Source organism: Clostridium sp. YIM B02551, from assembly GCF_022324735.1.
GTDB lineage: Bacteria > Bacillota > Clostridia > Clostridiales > Clostridiaceae > Clostridium_T > Clostridium_T paridis.
The window spans coordinates 1-18,400 of the sequence record NZ_JAKGTF010000027.1; the positions used below are offsets into that span (position 1 = coordinate 1).

General features: G+C 30.9%; 15 protein-coding genes. 5 read left to right on the top strand and 10 right to left on the bottom strand.

Annotation, left to right across the window (positions count from 1 at the left end):
* Positions 1–156: 156 nt before the first annotated feature.
* Positions 157–1,119, bottom strand: coding sequence for a tRNA-dihydrouridine synthase (locus tag L1S47_RS20215; RefSeq protein WP_238886848.1), 963 nt, complete (start codon positions 1,117–1,119; stop codon positions 157–159).
* Between the two features lie 382 nt (positions 1,120–1,501).
* On the opposite strand from L1S47_RS20215, the gene L1S47_RS20220 reads away from it, so the two are divergent.
* Both L1S47_RS20220 and L1S47_RS20225 read left to right on the top strand, forming a co-directional pair.
* Positions 1,502–2,806, top strand: a complete 1,305-nt coding sequence (locus L1S47_RS20220; RefSeq protein ID WP_238886850.1) for an acetyl-CoA hydrolase/transferase family protein — start codon at positions 1,502–1,504, stop codon at positions 2,804–2,806.
* Between the two features lie 104 nt (positions 2,807–2,910).
* Positions 2,911–3,120 carry a hypothetical protein gene (locus tag L1S47_RS20225; RefSeq protein ID WP_238886851.1) on the top strand — a complete coding sequence of 70 codons (210 nt, stop codon included), beginning with the start codon at positions 2,911–2,913 and terminating at the stop codon, positions 3,118–3,120.
* Positions 3,121–3,182: 62 nt separating this feature from the next.
* Here L1S47_RS20225 and L1S47_RS20230 read toward each other — a convergent pair whose 3' ends face one another.
* Positions 3,183–6,590: an FtsX-like permease family protein gene (locus tag L1S47_RS20230; RefSeq protein ID WP_238886854.1), complete on the bottom strand. Its 3,408-nt coding sequence runs from the start codon at positions 6,588–6,590 to the stop codon at positions 3,183–3,185.
* A gap of 12 nt (positions 6,591–6,602) precedes the next feature.
* Positions 6,603–7,304: an ABC transporter ATP-binding protein gene (locus tag L1S47_RS20235; RefSeq protein WP_238886856.1), complete on the bottom strand. Its 702-nt coding sequence runs from the start codon at positions 7,302–7,304 to the stop codon at positions 6,603–6,605.
* Between the two features lie 216 nt (positions 7,305–7,520).
* Here L1S47_RS20235 and L1S47_RS20240 point away from each other — a divergent pair, with 216 nt between their 5' ends.
* Positions 7,521–8,087, top strand: a complete 567-nt coding sequence (locus L1S47_RS20240; protein WP_238886858.1) for a TetR/AcrR family transcriptional regulator — start codon at positions 7,521–7,523, stop codon at positions 8,085–8,087.
* Positions 8,088–8,127: 40 nt separating this feature from the next.
* On the opposite strand, the gene L1S47_RS20245 is transcribed toward L1S47_RS20240, so the two are convergent.
* The 5 genes from L1S47_RS20245 to L1S47_RS20265 form a co-directional block, all read right to left on the bottom strand.
* Complete coding sequence (locus tag L1S47_RS20245; protein WP_238886860.1) at positions 8,128–9,042, bottom strand: alpha/beta hydrolase; 915 nt, start codon at positions 9,040–9,042, stop codon at positions 8,128–8,130.
* Positions 9,043–9,152: 110 nt separating this feature from the next.
* On the bottom strand, positions 9,153–11,186 hold the full coding sequence (locus L1S47_RS20250; RefSeq protein WP_238886862.1) for a Na+/H+ antiporter: 2,034 nt from the start codon (positions 11,184–11,186) through the stop codon (positions 9,153–9,155).
* A 198-nt stretch (positions 11,187–11,384) separates the two neighbouring features.
* Positions 11,385–12,155, bottom strand: a complete 771-nt coding sequence (locus L1S47_RS20255) for a Tim44-like domain-containing protein (RefSeq protein WP_238886864.1) — start codon at positions 12,153–12,155, stop codon at positions 11,385–11,387.
* 126 nt (positions 12,156–12,281) lie between these two features.
* Positions 12,282–13,214: an LD-carboxypeptidase gene (locus L1S47_RS20260; RefSeq protein ID WP_238886866.1), complete on the bottom strand. Its 933-nt coding sequence runs from the start codon at positions 13,212–13,214 to the stop codon at positions 12,282–12,284.
* A 27-nt stretch (positions 13,215–13,241) separates the two neighbouring features.
* Positions 13,242–14,594 (bottom strand): C45 family peptidase, encoded by a 1,353-nt coding sequence (locus L1S47_RS20265; protein ID WP_238886868.1) that lies wholly within the window; start codon positions 14,592–14,594, stop codon positions 13,242–13,244.
* Between the two features lie 211 nt (positions 14,595–14,805).
* Here L1S47_RS20265 and L1S47_RS20270 point away from each other — a divergent pair, with 211 nt between their 5' ends.
* Positions 14,806–16,134 (top strand): DUF4317 domain-containing protein, encoded by a 1,329-nt coding sequence (locus L1S47_RS20270; protein ID WP_238886870.1) that lies wholly within the window; start codon positions 14,806–14,808, stop codon positions 16,132–16,134.
* A 108-nt stretch (positions 16,135–16,242) separates the two neighbouring features.
* On the opposite strand, the gene L1S47_RS20275 is transcribed toward L1S47_RS20270, so the two are convergent.
* On the bottom strand, positions 16,243–16,776 hold the full coding sequence (locus L1S47_RS20275) for a nitroreductase family protein (protein ID WP_238886879.1): 534 nt from the start codon (positions 16,774–16,776) through the stop codon (positions 16,243–16,245).
* A gap of 13 nt (positions 16,777–16,789) precedes the next feature.
* A complete protein-coding gene (locus tag L1S47_RS20280; protein ID WP_238886885.1) occupies positions 16,790–17,566 on the bottom strand; it encodes a class I SAM-dependent methyltransferase in 777 nt (258 codons plus the stop codon).
* Between the two features lie 166 nt (positions 17,567–17,732).
* On the opposite strand from L1S47_RS20280, the gene thpR reads away from it, so the two are divergent.
* Entirely contained in the window at positions 17,733–18,284 is a 552-nt protein-coding gene (gene thpR, locus L1S47_RS20285) for an RNA 2',3'-cyclic phosphodiesterase (RefSeq protein ID WP_238886880.1), read from the top strand.
* The last annotated feature ends 116 nt before the right edge of the window (positions 18,285–18,400 follow it).

Sequence of the window (18,400 nt, forward strand, 5' to 3'; positions counted from 1 at the left end):
TATTATACATAAAAGTACCCCATAGAATAGGCTTTTTTAAATTGTCTATTCTATAGGGTACATTTTAAAATATCCTGGGTTTTATATAGGTTTTTTTATAGGAAACTTAATTTATTCTTACATAAATAAATTATTAGTTGACCTTAAAACACTATACTACTTATTATAAAATAACCCTGCTCCTTCAATAATCTCCTGTTCCAAAAACAAACTTGAAATTGCAGCATTATAATCACTCAATTTTTGTGCCTTCTTTATTTTTTTAGCGTATTTTTTATTATCAGAAAATATGTAAATCATATATCCCCATAATTCTTTCATTCTAAATATTGCATTTTTCTCTTCGTTAAATAATTCTATGTATTTATTGAAAATTTCATCATGGAATTCCTTTAATACTTTTTTATCTATTCCTTCTTTATTTCTGATCATATTCATTAATCCTGGATTTGCAAGTATTCCTCTTCCAAGCATTACTGTATTTACTTCCGGAAACGCTTGTACTAATCTATTATAATCTTCAGCAGTAAAAATATCTCCATTATAACACACTGGATTCTTACTTAAAGATAGTGCATATTTAAACACATCTAAGTTAGGCTTGTTTCCATAGAAGTCTTTCTGTATTCTTGGATGAATAATTAATTCTTCTAAAGGATATTTGTTATAAATCTTTAATAACTCAGAGAATTCTTCTGGGCTATCCTTCCCTATTCTAGTTTTTATAGAGATCTTTATATCATCCATTTTAAATATTTCATCTAAAAACACTTCTAATCTTTCTCTATGTGCTAGAAATCCTGATCCTCTGTTTTTTGAAACAACTGTTCCAGATGGGCATCCAAGATTTAAATTTATCTCATTATAACCTAATTGTTGTAACTTTCTAGATGTAGAAATAAACCCTTCTGAATCATTGGTTAATATTTGCGGTACTATATTTATTCCATCATTATTCTCTGGTAAAACATCTCTTAATTCTTTAGTTTTTAAACTTCTGCTTTGATTAGGTACAATAAAAGGTGCAAAATATTTATCAATATTATTAAAAAATTTCACATAAGAATTTCTATATATATATCCAGTAATTCCTTCCATTGGTGCTAAGTAATATTTCATTTAATAACTCCTCATATAACTTTTTATTTCTTTTGTAATAGATTTTTTGCATTATATTTATTATAAATAAAAATCTACTACATTGCTATTGTTAATTAATATGATTGATTTGAATATTGATTGTTTTAAATACTCCATACTACCTACATAAAAATAGCTTTTACATGATAATTTGCTTTAATAAATTTCAATACAAATCTTTTTTTTAAATTTTCTGAAAATATGCTTGATTTTCCTTTTTAATTGTTATATTATTAACATAGTTGTTAAATGTTTAACGAGTTAGTTCGGAAAGGATCCTTTACCAATTATTAAATTAATCAAAAGAAAAAATATATTGTTATTTCAAAAGTTTACAAAATACTAGGGGGAGTGAAAACTTATGAATTGGAAAGAAATATATGAAAGTAAACTAGTAACCGCTGACGCGGCAGTAGCTAAGATAAAATCTAATGATAGGGTTGTTTTAGGACATGCTGTAGGTGAACCTATGGAATTGGTACACGCTTTAGTAACCAATAAAGAAAAGTATGAGAATGTTGAGCTTATTCAAATGCTTACTTTAGGAAAAGGGGAATATCTTAAACCTGAAATGAAACCTAACTTTAAACTTAATTCATTATTTGTAGGTCCTTGTACAAGAAATGCTGTAAAAGAAGGAGATGCAGATTACACACCTTGTTTTTTTCAAAATATACCTAAACTTTTTAGAGATAAATATTTACCAGTTGATGTTGCTCTTATCAAAGTAAGCACCCCTGATGCAAACGGTTTTTGCAGCTTTGGTGTATCCAATGATTATACAAAACCAGCCGCTGAATCGGCAAAATTAGTTATTGCAGAAGTTAATGATAAAATGCCCAGAACCTTAGGTGATTCCTTTATTCATGTTTCGGATATTGATTTTATAGTTGAAACCTCCTACCCTCTTCCAGAATTACAGCTACCCAAAATAGGAGAAGTAGAAAAGGCTATTGGTAGGAATTGTGCTTCTCTAATAGAAGATGGCTCTACCCTACAACTTGGAATAGGTGCAATTCCAGATGCTGTACTTCTATTTTTAAAAGATAAAAAAGATTTAGGTATTCATTCTGAAATGATTTCTGATGGAGTTGTTGAACTTGTAGAAGCTGGTGTAATCACAAACAAAAGAAAAACCTTACATAAGGATAAGGTAGTAATTACTTTTGCTATGGGTACTAAGAGATTATATGACTTTCTAGATAATAATCCAATGGTGGAAATGTATTCAGTAGACTATGTAAATAATCCAACAGTTATTGCACAAAATTCTAAAATGGTATGTATAAATTCAGCTTTACAGGTAGATTTTTTGGGACAAGTTGTAGCTGATACAATAGGTTTAAAGCAATTTAGTGCTGTTGGAGGTCAGGTGGACTTTGTAAGAGGTGCTGATATGGCTAGGGATGGTAAATCTATAATAGCTATGCCATCTACTGCATCTAATGGAAAAATCTCAAGAATAGTACCAACTCTAGCTGAGGGTTCTGCAGTAACCACTTCAAGAAATGATGTTGAATATATAGTAACTGAATATGGTGTAGCAAACCTTAGAGGAAAAACCTTAAAAGAAAGAGGTCAGGCACTTATTAATATTGCACATCCTGACTTCAGACAATCATTGATGGAAGAATGGGAAAAAAGATTTAATATTCGTAAAGCATAAATTATGAGTTTTAATAGCCGACATTGTTAAAAATTTATCTTTCTCATGACAATATTTAGTACTTCAGAATGTTAATTAAATAAAAATTAAGGAGGAATGAAAAAATGAGAACTGTAGATAACAAAGAATTAATGGATGCGATTTCTTCAACTAATAAAACTGTTAGAAAAATGAAAGAGGATGTGGACAAAAATACCATTTTATTAAAACATCTACTTAGTATGATAAGTGAAATTAAATCTAGTGATGGTGAGAAGCTAGTAGATACTTGTTTCTATGGAATAGATGATGTTGTTAATGAATTATTTGAATAGCTTTAAAAAAAGAGCTGAAGTCACAATTGACGTAACTTCAGCTCTCTTGATTTGCTATAATTTTATTCATTTGATTTTAATGCATCAATCATGTTAACATTTCTTAGTTTTATATGCATCATAATCATTACTAATAATGAGAATAATATGGTTATTAATGCAGAAAATACATAACTCCTCATAAATACATCTGGTAACATCATCATAGTATCCGTTTCTGCTGTACCTATTATAAACGAATAAAGTATTTTACCCATAAAGGAACCCACTAGAACTCCTAATAATGTAAGTATTACATTTTCTCTTAATATATACATAGTGACTTCATTATCAAAAAATCCTAGTACTTTTATAGTCGATAGTTCTCTTATACGTTCTGATACATTTATATTATTTAAGTTATATAGCACAACAAATGCCAAACTGCCCGAAGCCAAGATTATAACTACCATAACTAAGTTTAAACTATTGGCAGATTCCTTACTTGAATCTATTATCTTTGAAGTTAAGGTGACATTTATAACTTTATTGCTTTCCATAAGCTTTGAAGAAATTTCATCATCACTTTCTGCATCAGATTTTAGTTTCAGAAATTGTGCATTATATATTGGTTTTTTGCTAAATATCTTCTCATAGTATGCGGGTGATATATAAATTGAATGCATAAGGTAGTTTTCAGCAACTTCACTTACCTTAACATTATAAGAGTTATTATCCTCATCCTTCATAACTATTGTATCTCCAGAGGATACCTTTAAAAGTTTTGCTAACTTTTCATTAATAATAACTCCATCATCTGATATTTTATAATTCTTTTCAGTAACTCTATCTCTTAGTGTAACAAATTTATCAAAATTTTCTACATCTTCTGGCACATACATAGTAGCTGTTTGCTTGTTCATGTTTTCCTTTGTAAAGGTAACTGATTCTTGATGAATATTTAAACTGCTATTGTATCCTTTTAGTCCTTTTAAAATATCATCATATTCCTTGCTATCTTTCTCACTAACATCATCTTTAAAAATTACCATAGCTTGATAGTGCCATAACTTATTAAATTGTCTATCTAAAACACCCTTGTTAGAACTCTGAAGTGCGAATCCTGTAACAAGCATAGCCATACATCCTGCAATACCTAGAACTGTCATTATCATTCTTTGCTTATATCTAAATAAATTTCTAAGGGTTACCTTTTGATTAAAATTCAGTCTCTTCCATAATGGAGTAATTCTTTCTAGTAAGATTTTCTTACCTAACTTAGGAGCCTTTGGTCTCATCATATCCGAAGGGTTATTTTTTAGTTCAACTTCTAGAACAAATAGCACTGCACCTACGGTACATAATATTGATGCTGCCATAGACTGAATTATATAAGATGGATAGAAATATATACTAAACTTAGGTATTACAAATAACATTCCATAGGCAGAATTAATTATACTAGGTAATGCTGTACATCCAACTAATATTCCTAAAATACCACCAATGATGCTAGCTAATGCAGCATATACTACAAACTTTTCAGATATTTCTAAGTCGCTATATCCCAATGCTTTTAGAGTTCCTATTTCAATTCTATTTTCTTCTACCATTCTTGTCATTGTTGTTAAGCAAATTAACACTGCAACTAGAAAGAAAAATACCGGGAAAACAGATGCTATATTATCTAAACTTTTAATTGAATCTTTAATTACCCCATATCCTGGGTTATCATTTCTATCAAAGAAATAGTACTTACTTTTATCTAAGTCTTTCAATTTTTCTTTGTTTTCGTCTACTTCTTTTCTTGCATCTAAAAGTTTTTGTTTATTTTGCTCTAGCTCTTTTTCACCATCAATAAGTTTCTTTTCAGAATCCACTAATTGTTTTTGAGCTTTGTCGAGTTCTAATTTCCCCTGTGCCTTGCCTGCTTCAAGCTCCTTCTTCCCATTAGTTATTTCTATTTTAGAAGCATCTAGTTGCTTTTGAGCTGCATCTATCTGTAACTTACCACCATTAAGTACTTTTAATTGCTCCTCATATTGAGCCTTTCCTTGCTGATAACTAGTAATTCCATTTATTAAAGTTTCTAAATTAGTTGCATTTTCATTTGCACTTTTTAGGGCTGCATCTACTCCCTTAGAAATACTGAGTGCTAAAGTTTTATTACTCTGATCCGTTACTAATTGATCTATTAATCCTTTTAATCCCTCTAATCCTAAACCAGGCTGCGATATAATAGTTTTCCAATACTGAATTTTTTGAGTTGGTATCATATCACCATCTTGAGTACTACTCACAGTATCATTTATATCTTTAGAAAGTGCATCATAAGTTTGAATTAAAGTTTTAAGTCCACTAAGCTGATTTTTAAGATTACTCGTATCTTGATCAGGATTTATCCCTTGAGCCAAAAACTTTTCTTTAGCACTGTCTAACTGAGTTTTTGCCCCATTAAGCTGCTCTTCTCCCTCTGCTAGCTTTTCTTTTTGCTTATTAATTTCTATTTGACCATTTTCTAATTGTTTTTGCCCATCAGCAAGTTTGTCTTCGCCAGCTTTAATCTTTTGTTCGTAGTCTTTTACTCCTTGAGCATATTGTTTTTTACCTGCTTCAAGCTTATCTTTCCCATCATCTATTTCCTTTTGAGCATTTGACAACTTATTTTCGCCATCTTCAATCTCTTTATAGGCTTTATCGAATTCTTTTTGAGCATCTTTTTTCACTTCATCAATTCTATCAATTGAACGTTTTGAATAAAGACTTTGAATATATTCATTATTTTGCTCCATTTTGTCTTTATATTCATTGCTATAAGTATCAACATTCTGTACATTTTTAAATCTTACATATATCTCTGTATATACATCCATTGAAATGTCCGATTTATTTAATACTGCAAAATAATCAATACTTCCTTTTCCTACAGTCGTTGTTCCCCTTGCTTCATTATCCACATACATTGGACTTCTTACGAAACCAACAATTTTAAAAGTAGTTTTCTTAAAAGAGTCCATTGTATCTTTGTCAGTTTCTATTACATATTTATCGCCTATTTTTAAATTCTTATCTTGCTTTAAAGCCTTTTCATCTAGAGCTATTTCTCCACTATTTTCAGGTAGTCTCCCCTCTGAAATAATGAGATTATTAATTGTATTTTGAGGATCATATTCCATAAACCTTACTACACTATTTACATTTGTAAGACCTGCATCTATGCTATGTGTTCCGAAATAATCTAATATTCTGTCATTATTTTTAAGGATGTCCAAATCTTTATCAGTGAGTCCTAGGCTTGATACTATTTTACTATCCATAAGATTTTGATTACTATAAAATCTATTTATAGATTTTTTCATATCTGGTCCAGTTGACTTAATTCCAGAGTAAAATGATACTCCTAAAAAAATTATTACTAATATTGAAGTAAATCTAGCTTTGGATGATGCAATTTCTCTTATTATTGACTTTTTGTACGACTTAACTTGCATAAACGCTCACCTCTACCACTCAATATCGTCAATTGGAACAGGATTCTCATTTATCTCAACGCTTCTAACCTTAGCATCATTAATCCTTATGACTCTATTTGCAATGGGAGCAATTGCTGTGTTATGAGTTATTACTATAACTGTTGTCCCAGTATTCTTACAAGTATCTTGTAGTGTTTTTAAAATTTGTTTTCCTGTTTTATAATCAAGAGCACCAGTAGGTTCATCGCATAGTAACATTTTAGGATTCTTAGCCATTGCTCTTGCTATTGATACCCTTTGCTGCTCTCCGCCTGATAATTGAGCTGGAAAGTTATCCTTTCTGTGACCAAGCCCCACTAATTCAAGAGTTTCATCTACATCAAGTGCATTTTTTGAAATCTGTACAGCTAACTCTACATTTTCTTTAGCAGTTAAGTTTTGTACTAAATTATAAAATTGAAATACAAAGCCTACATCATGTCTTCTATATTTAGTAAGCTGCTTTCGGTTAAACTTGGCTATATCTGTGTCATCAATTATTATACTTCCTTCATCACAAGTATCCATTCCTCCAAGTATATTAAGGACCGTTGATTTACCGGCTCCACTTGGTCCTAAAATTATAACAAATTCACCCTTTTCAATAGAAAAATCAATTCCGTTGTTTGCAACAACAATATTTTCTCCTATTTTATATCTTTTGTGTTCGTTAATAACTTCTATAAAAGGCATCATTTCGCCCCCTTTCTCTTTAAGTTAAATCTTTATTACATATTATTAAATAGACATAGCGTATATTTGATAATACAATATATAGTATAAATAAGGTGCTATACATAGACAATAGTCAACTAAAATTACATTGTTATTAAATGCACACAATTATCTATTTTGTATATTTAATGGCATGTATTGTAAATTTAATAATTTCATAAAAGGAGAATACTTATGGTTGGTGTTAAAGGAAACCGGAGAACTTTATATACTAAAAGTGTAATCAAAGAAAGCTTACTTGAATTACTCCAAGCAAAAGAAATACATGAGATTACAGTTACTGAAATATGTAAAAAGGCTGATATAAATAGAGGTACCTTTTATTCTCATTACAATGATGCCTTTGAATTACTTCAATCAATGGAAGATGAATTATTTGATAAGGTACTTGAATACATTAATGAAACTCCAATTGAAAATTATAAGGATCAATTATTACTTAAGGTTCTTGAATTGATTTATGTTAATAAAGATTTATGTAAAGTACTATTTTGTAAACAAAAAGATAGCAGAATAATAAACCGTATAATATATCTTGCACGAAAAGCAGATATTGAATACGTAGTACACCAATCAAATGAATTTAATGATGCCCATATAGATTATTTAATAAGTCATACTGTAGGTGGAACTTTTTCAATTATACAAACTTGGCTTGAAGGAGATTTAACTGAATCTCCAAAGGAACTTATGGAAATAGTAAATAGTATTACTATGTTTACTCATAAATATTTTTATTAAATATGAAAACCGTATTAGATTTCTCTAGTACGGTTTAGTTTTATAAATATAGATGATTTAACCAATTTAATATATCTTCATATACCTCTTTCTTTTTAACTTCATTTAGTATTTCATGTCTGAAGCCTGGATATAACTTCATCTTAACATCTCTAATACCTATTTCTTTATAAATTTCAAATAGTCCTTTTACTAGTTTACCATAACCCCCTACAGGGTCATCCTCTCCAGAGATAATAAAAATAGGTAGCTCTTGCTGTATTAACTTTAGTCTTTCCTTTTTATAAAGATTCCTTAATCCTTTCATTAGATAGTAGAAAAAGCCGATGCTGAAGACTGCGCCGCAGAAAGGATCCTCCTCATACTTATTAACCTCTTTCAAATCAGTACTTAACCATGAAAATTTATGTCCATCCTCTTTAAATCTTTTATTATAGCTTCCGAAACTTAAAGTATCTAAAAGTTTACTTTTCTTCTTTTCTCCTGAAGTTTTCCTTTGAAATGAGGAAATCAATCCTCCCAAATAGACTTCTGCTCCCTTTTGTGCTGCTGATCCTGATAATACTACTCCCTTGAGTTCTTTTCCGTAACGAATTATATATTCCTGTGCAAGAAAAGATCCGAAGCTATGCCCTAATAAAAACATAGGTAATTCTGGATGTTCCTGCTTCATTTGCTCAAATATAAGGTGCTTATCCTCAACTATAGCGTTAAAACCGTCTTCACCAATAATCCCTATTGCCTCAATAGTATCTGCAGTTTTACCATGTCCACGATGATCAGAGGAGTATACAATAAAACCATTGCTATTAAGATACTCTGCAAATTCTTTATATCTACCTGAATGCTCTGCCATACCATGGAAAATCTGTACCATCCCTTTAGGGTTATCAACCTTATCCCAGCAATAAACATATAAATTTTTGCCATCCTTGGCAGTTAAGTTTTCTACCATTGCCCCTACTCTCCCTTACCTCATGTTTTTCATGTTATAAATAATTATATCAAAACAGCATATCAATAATACCTAAAAAACTCCAGAATATTTCTATCCTGGAGTTTTATTTACTCAACATGCTTATACAAAATTACACTCTCTATATAATTTATATATCTTCTTAATTCTTTTGACTGTTCTCTTGTAATTTCTCCTGACTCATACATTTTACGAATCTCCGAACGTTCTACATCCATAGCTTTTATTCTTAATTCTTCCTTTTGTTCCATGTCCTCCTCAGTATATTTTACTCTAGCTCCTTTCATCCTATTAATCATGCCCTTATAGTCTAAAATCAGCCCGTGAGCAAAGTTTGACTCTCCATGACTCTTTCCATGCTCCCCTATTGCTTGGATTGCTGCCTCAAATGCTTTAAGTTGAATATCTTTTACTAATTGCATACTTTCTAATTTTGCATCTCTTCTCTTATTTCGCCTTCCATAAAATCGCTTAGACCATCTCATTAGCTTTTTTATAAGAAATACAGTATTTTGTCTAGTATTATTTAAAAGAGCTTCTTCTCTATAATCAAAAGATTTTTCAAAAGCATTAAACATCTCTTCATTTATTTGGTATTCATCCATTAATTTATATATGTAATTTCTCTCAGCTTTTATTGCTATAAGTCTTAACTCCATCATCTTTTGTTCTTTAATATTGGTATCTTGTGCTACTATTTCATGTTCTAATCTATAATGATCAAAGGTATGTTTATATTCATTTATTAATTCATAAGCTACAGCTTCATTTTTCTCGTTAATTTCCCGCTTAATGGCCTTAATACTAACTAGTAAAAGTCTATTCTTTGCTTCACTTAAATCATTATTAATTATTCCTTGCTCTTCCACATCAGTCTGTTTACACAAGACTGGTAAAAATACTGTAGCTAATACTAATGTTAATAATATTACACCAGCTGTAAGAAATAGAATTAGTGATCGTTCTGGAAAGGAATCCCCATTCTCTAAGAAAAATGGAATGGATAAAACTCCGGCCATTGTAACCGTACCTCTGACACCAGTTAAACTTGTGAGTAAGGCAAATTTCACATCTGGTTTCTCAATATCCCTTTCTCTTCTTAACCTATATCCATAAAATGCTGAGAAATAAGACCATATAAAACGTATTGCCAAAATAACAAACCCAATGGCAATAACATATCCAATGGCTTTCCAATTTCCTATATCAGGACTGGCTATGGTTTCTTTCATAGATGATGGTATATTTAATCCTAGTAACAGAAATACACTTCCGTTTAGTACAAACAATATAATACTCCACATATTCTCAGTGAGTACTTGCTCTTCTGCTATTCTTATTTCAATCTTTTTACTTATTACTGAGTGAATAATCCCAGCAACTACTACAGCAATTACTCCAGAAACATGCAAAAATTCTTCTGTAATAATAAAGATTCCAAAAGGAGCTAATATCTGTAATAAGGAATGAAATGTTACATCATTTATTCCTTTCTTATGTAATGTAAATCTTATAAACATCATAATTAATGCAAATAAAACTCCAAAAGCTGCTCCCGCAAAAAATATGTATGAAAAGTTTACTACTGCTTCTCTTAAAGAAAAATAACTAGTTACCACCGCCCCAATTGCATATTTAAAAGCAACTAGACCTGATGCATCATTTATTAAGGATTCTCCTCTAACAAGATTTAATACTCTATCTGGAATATGAATTCGCTTTGCAATTCCGTTTACAGCTACTGGATCAGTTGGTGATAATATAGCTGCTAATGCAAATGCTGCTGCAAGCGGAATATCTGGTATTAACCAATGAATAAAATAGCCGCCTCCTAGAGTTGTTAAAAGTACTAATATCAAGGCATTACCTAATATAGACCATTTCATTTTCCAGAGTTCTTCTCGTGGAAAGTACTTCCCATCATTATATAAAAGAGGTGCTACAAATAAAAGGAAAAACCACTCTTCTTCTATCTCGATTGAATTATGTCTAAATATAAACGCAAGCACTACACCTAAAACTATTTGAATTAGCGCTGTTGGAACAGATGGAATGTAATGACTAATTATATTCGAAATTAACAAACACACCATAAGTAGTAATATTATCATTAGTAGATTCATTTTGGTCACCCTTCCTGGCACTATTTAAATATATATTGTTCAATATTATACTTATCATTCTACTCTATAAGTAGTAAAAATTTCTAAAAAGTATTTTTAGATAATATAAATTTTTTATAAAATATCCATAAATCAAAATACCCAGAGCAATAAATATCCTTGATTGCTCTGGGACTTATATTAATCTTATAAAAATTTTTACTCTTCCTTTTCTACATCTATTACAAAGAAATCTAAATTGCTAATTTCATCTATTTGCCTTATCTCATCTAATACCCATCTATATTCTTTTCTTATAAACTTCCAGTATTCTTCAAATTGAACAAATTTATAAGCTTCCCCCTCTATTACTTCATCTGTTTCTTCATCTATGGTATAATCCTGTGATGATGCCTTAATATGAACCCATATACTGTCTCTATCTATTCCTTCATGATCTTCAATTCCTAAAGGCGTCACCCTTAATAACTCCATATCTTCTAGAATATTTTTTTGCTTACGTACCTTCATCCATTCAGTTTGAGTTCTATGTTTAGTATATAGCTCATCACTCATATATTCTTTAGCTAAATCTTGATCTCTTTCCATCCATGCAGTTTGCACCTTATAAAAAGCTTCTTCTATATCTTGCTTTATTTCTTTGTAATTCCAGTTATTATCGCTTTTAGATAGTTCCTTTATAGCTGAAATAGTTTTAGCTTTCTTTTTACCTAACTTTACTTTTAGTACAATTGTTCCAGCTGAAGCAGCTACAGCAAACAATCCAAAACTTATTACATTTTCTAGTGGACTGCTTTTCCTTGATGATTTACTATGAGTTGAACCAGTGCTTCCACCGCCTCCACCTCCGCCAGATGAACCTCCACCACCACCGCCTCCTGCTCTTGCAAAAGCAACTAGTGGTCCATTGATAGTTAGGACTAACAAAACTATTAATATCATTTTCATAAAATTTCTAAACTTATTCATAATTACCGTCCCCCGGATAATAGAAAGCTTTACTTATTATATACAAATATTATTTTATCACATGTATATTTTTTACAAAAGATAAACCCATAACATTTCTATTATGAGTTTTACTGATTGATACTTTTATACAGTTGCAGTTTCTAAAATATTAAACTCACCCTTTGATGCATCTAAAGAAGCATTAACACCAATTGGAATAGTAGCTAAATCATGAGTATGCCCTATTGGCAGTCCCCAAATTGCTGGTATACCAAGATTACCTATTCTATCGAAAATCAAATTTTCTAAAGATCTTCCCTTATCATATACATCTGTTTCACAATCTGTACATTCTCCAATAATAATTCCTGCAGCAGACTGAAGTTTTCCCGTATTAAGAAGTTGTGTTAATCTGCTATCTATATCTTGAATATCTGAGCCAACCTCTTCAAAAAATAATAATTTTCCTTTTGTATCAATTTCATAAGGAGTCCCTATAAGCTCACAGATTAAAGATAAATTACCACCTATCGTTTTTCCAGATGCTCTTCCTTTAGTAACTTTCACAAGATATTTATCTGGGTCTGCCATTTTTATTTGTCCAATAGGTTCCTCACTAAATAGTGCCTTATAAAGATATCTTAATCTATATTCAGTAGCATATTCTCCATAGATTCCTGTAGCACTTGGACCATGAAAAGTAGTTAGTCCTGTTTCCTTATAAATTGCAAGATGAAGTGCTGTAATGTCACTATATCCAATAAATATTTTAGGATTTTTTCTTATCATATCATAGTCTAAAGCATTAACTATTCTCGGTGAACCATAACCTCCCTGACTACAAAAAATTGCATTTATTGATGTGTCAGCAAAAAATTCATTTAAGTCTTCTGCTCTATCATCATCTGTTCCAGCAAGATAATAGTAGTTATCATAAGCATGCTTTCCAACCTTTACTTTAAGCCCCCAGCTTTCAAATGTCTTAATGGATCTCCATATATGACTTTTATCTACTCCAGTTGCTGGTGATACTATGCCCACCGTATCCCCTTTTTTAAGTGTTTTAGGTTTTACCATATTCATCCCCCTTTTTATCTAACTCTCTTATTCCTTTCTTACCTTGCACATACACCAAGGCATTGAAGGCCTATCCTTAAGATGTCCTTTTAGATAATTCCATTGTGGATGTTTTGAGAAGTACTCATCTGTAATAAATGGAATATCGCTAGACCCTCCCCATTTTGCTAAGAAAGACATACTTTCTGCTAAATCACTATCTATTACTTTTCCATCTAAAGCACCTTGTGGAGAGAATGGTGGCAGTGTTCCTGCGACACTTGGATATCTTTGATCATCCAGTTCATAATGTCCATCTACTGTCCTTGAAGAAGGATTTCTCCTACTTAGGTATACATCATAGTGGTCTGCTAAAATAGCCTTCCCAAATTCTATATCTAGTTCTCCATAATACCTTTCCATTAATTGAGTAAGCCTAACTCTTCTTGCTCCCTGATGATCACGAATATCTGTATAGGCACTATTTTCTACTTCCAAATTACGTATTCTAGGATCTTCTGGCGCGTTAAACCCAATAAAGTAACCATCCTCTAGTGTTTTTACACTTGAGTAATCTAGCCCTTGCTCAAACCTAGTAATCTTGTTACTTCTTATATCCCCAAGCAGCCACATGCTGGTGTAGCCTCCATTACTATTTTCTTTCATAATATCAATAAACTCATTTATATCATCAGAATATTGAATAGCCTTTCTAATTCTCACAAACTGAGGCACCCCTTCAGAATCATATTTCTTAAATCCTGAAATACTTGTATCAGCACCTATAATTCCAGAAGCTGTTACAAAAAAGTCACTAAAGCTATCTATATATCCTGGTGCGGTCTGCATTAAAAACCTATTTCCATACTCAGGTAAAACATCCATGATTACATTCAAATATTGTCCAGTTTCATAACTCTCCCATGTATTATGAGCTAAAAGAATCTTTCCATCCTTTGTAGCAGTACCTGTTGCAATAAATGCTGAACATCCTCCATTATTTCTTCCTATATTGCTTTTGACTTCTCCATCTGAATTATTAGGCCACCAAAAACCTATAAGTTCTCCATATCCATTCCAAGTAAGAATTTCTTGCCATGTTACTTTGAAACCAGCTTTACCTGCCCCATCAGCAATCCCTTTTATTTCATCAAGAAATTCTACATCAACCTTATGTTCAAACTGTTTCACAGCTTGATCAACAAAAAAGCTCCACTCTTTTCCAGTATTCCAGTAAGTTAAAAATTTAAGATTATCAATTATTTCTTTAACTTCATTTGCAAGGAGAAATCCATGTTGAAGTCCTCGTTTATATGCTTCTCCTTCAATATGGACATAGATCCATCCATTTTTCTCATACTTATATCCTTTTCCATAGTAATTTTTATTACTTATATCCATTTTTATCCCTCAATGCACTCTTTAAAAATATTAATATTCTACATATTAATATTGTATTAATAGAGCTTATAAAAGGTGAATTTATGCACTCCATCAGTAATCTGTTAAATATTTATAGTCTTTTAATCTATATAGTTACTTGCAGGGTTGTCCGTTGAACACTATACTATATTATGTATTGATAAAAACTCATGAAGTGAGAGGTCTGTTTATGAAAAAGAAAGATATATTGGAATTAAAAAGGCGTTTAAAGAAGGATGAATGCACATTTACTAAAATGTGTGGATGTTACGTAGATGGCGAAAAAAATATTGTATTAAAATTTAGAGAAACATTTTTAAACTTAGTAGATGAAGAATTCTTTAAATATTTAGAGATAGCTAAAAAAACATTATCAGGAACAGTTGGAAACAACCTTTTAGAACTTAATTTTCCTCTTAATGGAGATGAAGATGAAATAGAAAGTAGACAACTTTCTTTGTTAGCACTTAAGAAAAGTCGATTAAAAGATGATGGACTGCTTGATAGCTTCTATAATATGATTATAAACAGTTATGATTATACTGGTAATTTCCTAATACTTATTTTTCATGATGCTTACGATGTTATTACTAAAACTACTGATAATTCAAAAATAGATGAATCTGAAGAAGTATATGAATATATATTGTGTGCTATATGCCCAGTATCCCTTACTGAACCTGCTCTTGGATACTTTGAAAATGATAATAGAATTGGTGCAAGAATTAGGGATTGGGTGGTTGGTGCTCCAGATTTAGGATTTGTTTTCCCAGCTTTTACAGACCGTAGTACTGATATTCATTCTATTATGTATTATACAAAAAATGCAAAAGATACACATCCAGAATTTATGGAACAAGCATTAGGATGTAGTTCAAAGCAAACAGCTACTGAGCAAAAAGAAACATTTAACACTATTGTTCGTAAGGCACTTGGAAGTGATGATGCAAAAGCTGAGCATTTTTATATGGAGATTCAAGAGACACTAAATAATATGGTAGAGGATCATACTACTGTAAATGGTAAGAATGCTGAACCAATAATTTTGTCTACTGATAATATTCAGGAGGTTTTAATTGAAAGCGGGATTCCTGAAGAGATAACTGCAAAAATAGAAAAATCCTACGTAGAGGAATTTGGCGATACTCCTCCTGTTGCTGAGCATTTAATTGACAAAAAAGCTATTGTTGCTAATGAACAAAGAAAAAAAGAAGAAAAACTTGAAAAGAAAGTTCAAATACTTGAAGAAATCCTTGAAAAAACAAAACAAGAGACTGAGCTAAAGGTAGCTGCTGAACCAATTATAGATGCCGAGGCAGAAAGTATTTTAGAAATAGCTGCCGATTCTGAAATAGGAGCTGATGACAATACTACTCAAAACTATGATGTTGTACTTCACGTAAAACCTCAAAAAGTTCCTCAAATAAAATCACAAATAATTGATGGAAAGAAATGCATTATAATTCCTATGGAAGATGATGAACAAGCTAATGTAAATGGTGTTGAGGCAAATCTTTAATTTATAAAGAATATATATAAACATTAAAAATTGAACCCATAAAATAGACGCTAAAGCACTATTTTATGGGCTCCTTTTGTATAGTAAGTTAGATTTTTATATTTATTACTACCAAGATTCGTAATGAACTATATCTTCAATATTTTTTCTTGGACGAGGCTTAGGAGTTTCATCGGGATAACCAACTGTTATAACTCCAATTACATATTTATCAGATGGTATATTTAAGACTGGTCTAATTTCTTCTTGTGTAAACTCAGCAACCCAACAAACTCCCAAACCTAAATTATTCGCTTGTAGAAGCATATATCCAGTTGAAATTGCCGTATCTCTAATTATCCTTTTTACTTCATCTTGTGGACTATCATCATCTATTGTTATGTCTTCTTTTATTCTGCATCTTATGTCTGCAACACTTACAATAAAAACAGGAGCTGTCATCATCCATTTCTGATTATGGGAAGCCTCCATTATTCTTTGTCTCATTTCATCTGATTTAACTACAATATAATGCCAAGGTTGTGTGTTGTTTCCTGATGGTGCCAACCTTCCACTTTCCAATATTTCATTTATTTTTTCATCCTCAACTTGCTTATCAATATATTTTCTTATACTTCTGCGTGCTTCAATTTCTTTTATCATCAATCTGTTCTCCTTATTCTTTTCTCAAAATATCTACTGTATGGGCACTTGCTCCTAATAGATCTGGTCTCTCACAGGTAGAAAGATGGTACTTAATAAAAAGTTTGTATGCTTCTTCATCCATAGCATTTAAAGTTGGTCTCATATAGTTAGCTGGTCCATCAGCTGCAATTATTTTTATTCTTTTAAGTCCTGCTTCGTCAACTATCTTATTGATATCATCAAGCCTTACATAATCATATAAATCTTCTGGCTTTGAAATAACATGAAAATCATCACTTAACTTTCCATTTTCAATACTTGCTCTAATATTGTTTTCCTTGAATCCATAGGTTAATACACTATATTCATTCATGCAATAAGCTACTAAAATAACTCCACCAAGCTTAGTTACTCTTTTTGCTTCTTGTAGTGCTTTTACCTTATCTTCAAAGGTGTATAAATGATACATTGGTCCAAACACTAAGGTCATATCAAAAGTATTCTCTTTAAATCTTGATAAATCTAATGCTGTTCCTTGATATGCTTTTACAGTGCTTCCTTTTGACTTTAAAACACCTAGATTATGCTTAACAAGCTCAACTGCAGTAACATCATATCCTTCATTTGCTAGTTCCACAGAGTATCTCCCTGTTCCTGCACCAACATCTAAGATTTTTGCATTTTCATAATTCTCTAGATACTCATGAATATACTTCATGGAAGTTATATATTCTACTTGTCCGTGTCTTCTTGTTAATCTTTTGTCCTCACAAAATTTATTATAGTGTTTCTCTAATTCTATTGTCATCTCTTTATATTCCTTATCTATTATATTCAAAATTATTAAACATAAACATTATAGCAAATATTAAGCTATTTTTACAAAGTTCTTTAATATATTTTAATTATGTTTTTTGTAATTTTGTAAATATGAATTATAATTATAATAACTTAAAGGAAAGGAAGAGAAGCACTTGAGAGTCTATATTGCTATAGAGTTTGATAATAACATTGAGAATTATCTTGATAAGATAACATCAAATATAAAGAATTACTGCACTGAAGGCAGTTTTACTCAAAAGAATAACTTTCATTTAACAATTAGATTTATTGGAGAAGCTGATGATACTCAGATTACCAGAATAAAAGAAATTATGGATAAGTCGCTTTTAGGAATAAGTTCTTTTGAATTATTAATAGGTAACCTAGGTATTTTTAAAAGAAAAAAGACAAATATTTTATGGATGGGGATAGATGAAAATGTTGTTCTGTCTGAACTTCATAAAGAGCTTACCATCCTATTACAAGAATATAAGATACCATTTTATGATAAACTTTATATGCCCCATATAACTTTAGGGAGAAGAATTTTACTTAATGAAGATTCTAAAGACCTTAATGACTTGATTAAATTTGAAAGAATTAGAATTCCAGTAAAAGCAGTAAGTCTTATGGCTAGTAAAGAGGAAAACGGGAAACTAAATGGCGTATCTATTTATCGGGTTAATTTGAAAGAATTACTATAACCAATATGTGAGCAACGTCTCTAATAAGAAAAACCCACGACATTTCTAAAATGTACCCGTTGTAAAGGACAGTTTAAAAAAAGACTATATAGCAGACTTAAGAAGATGATTTCTGT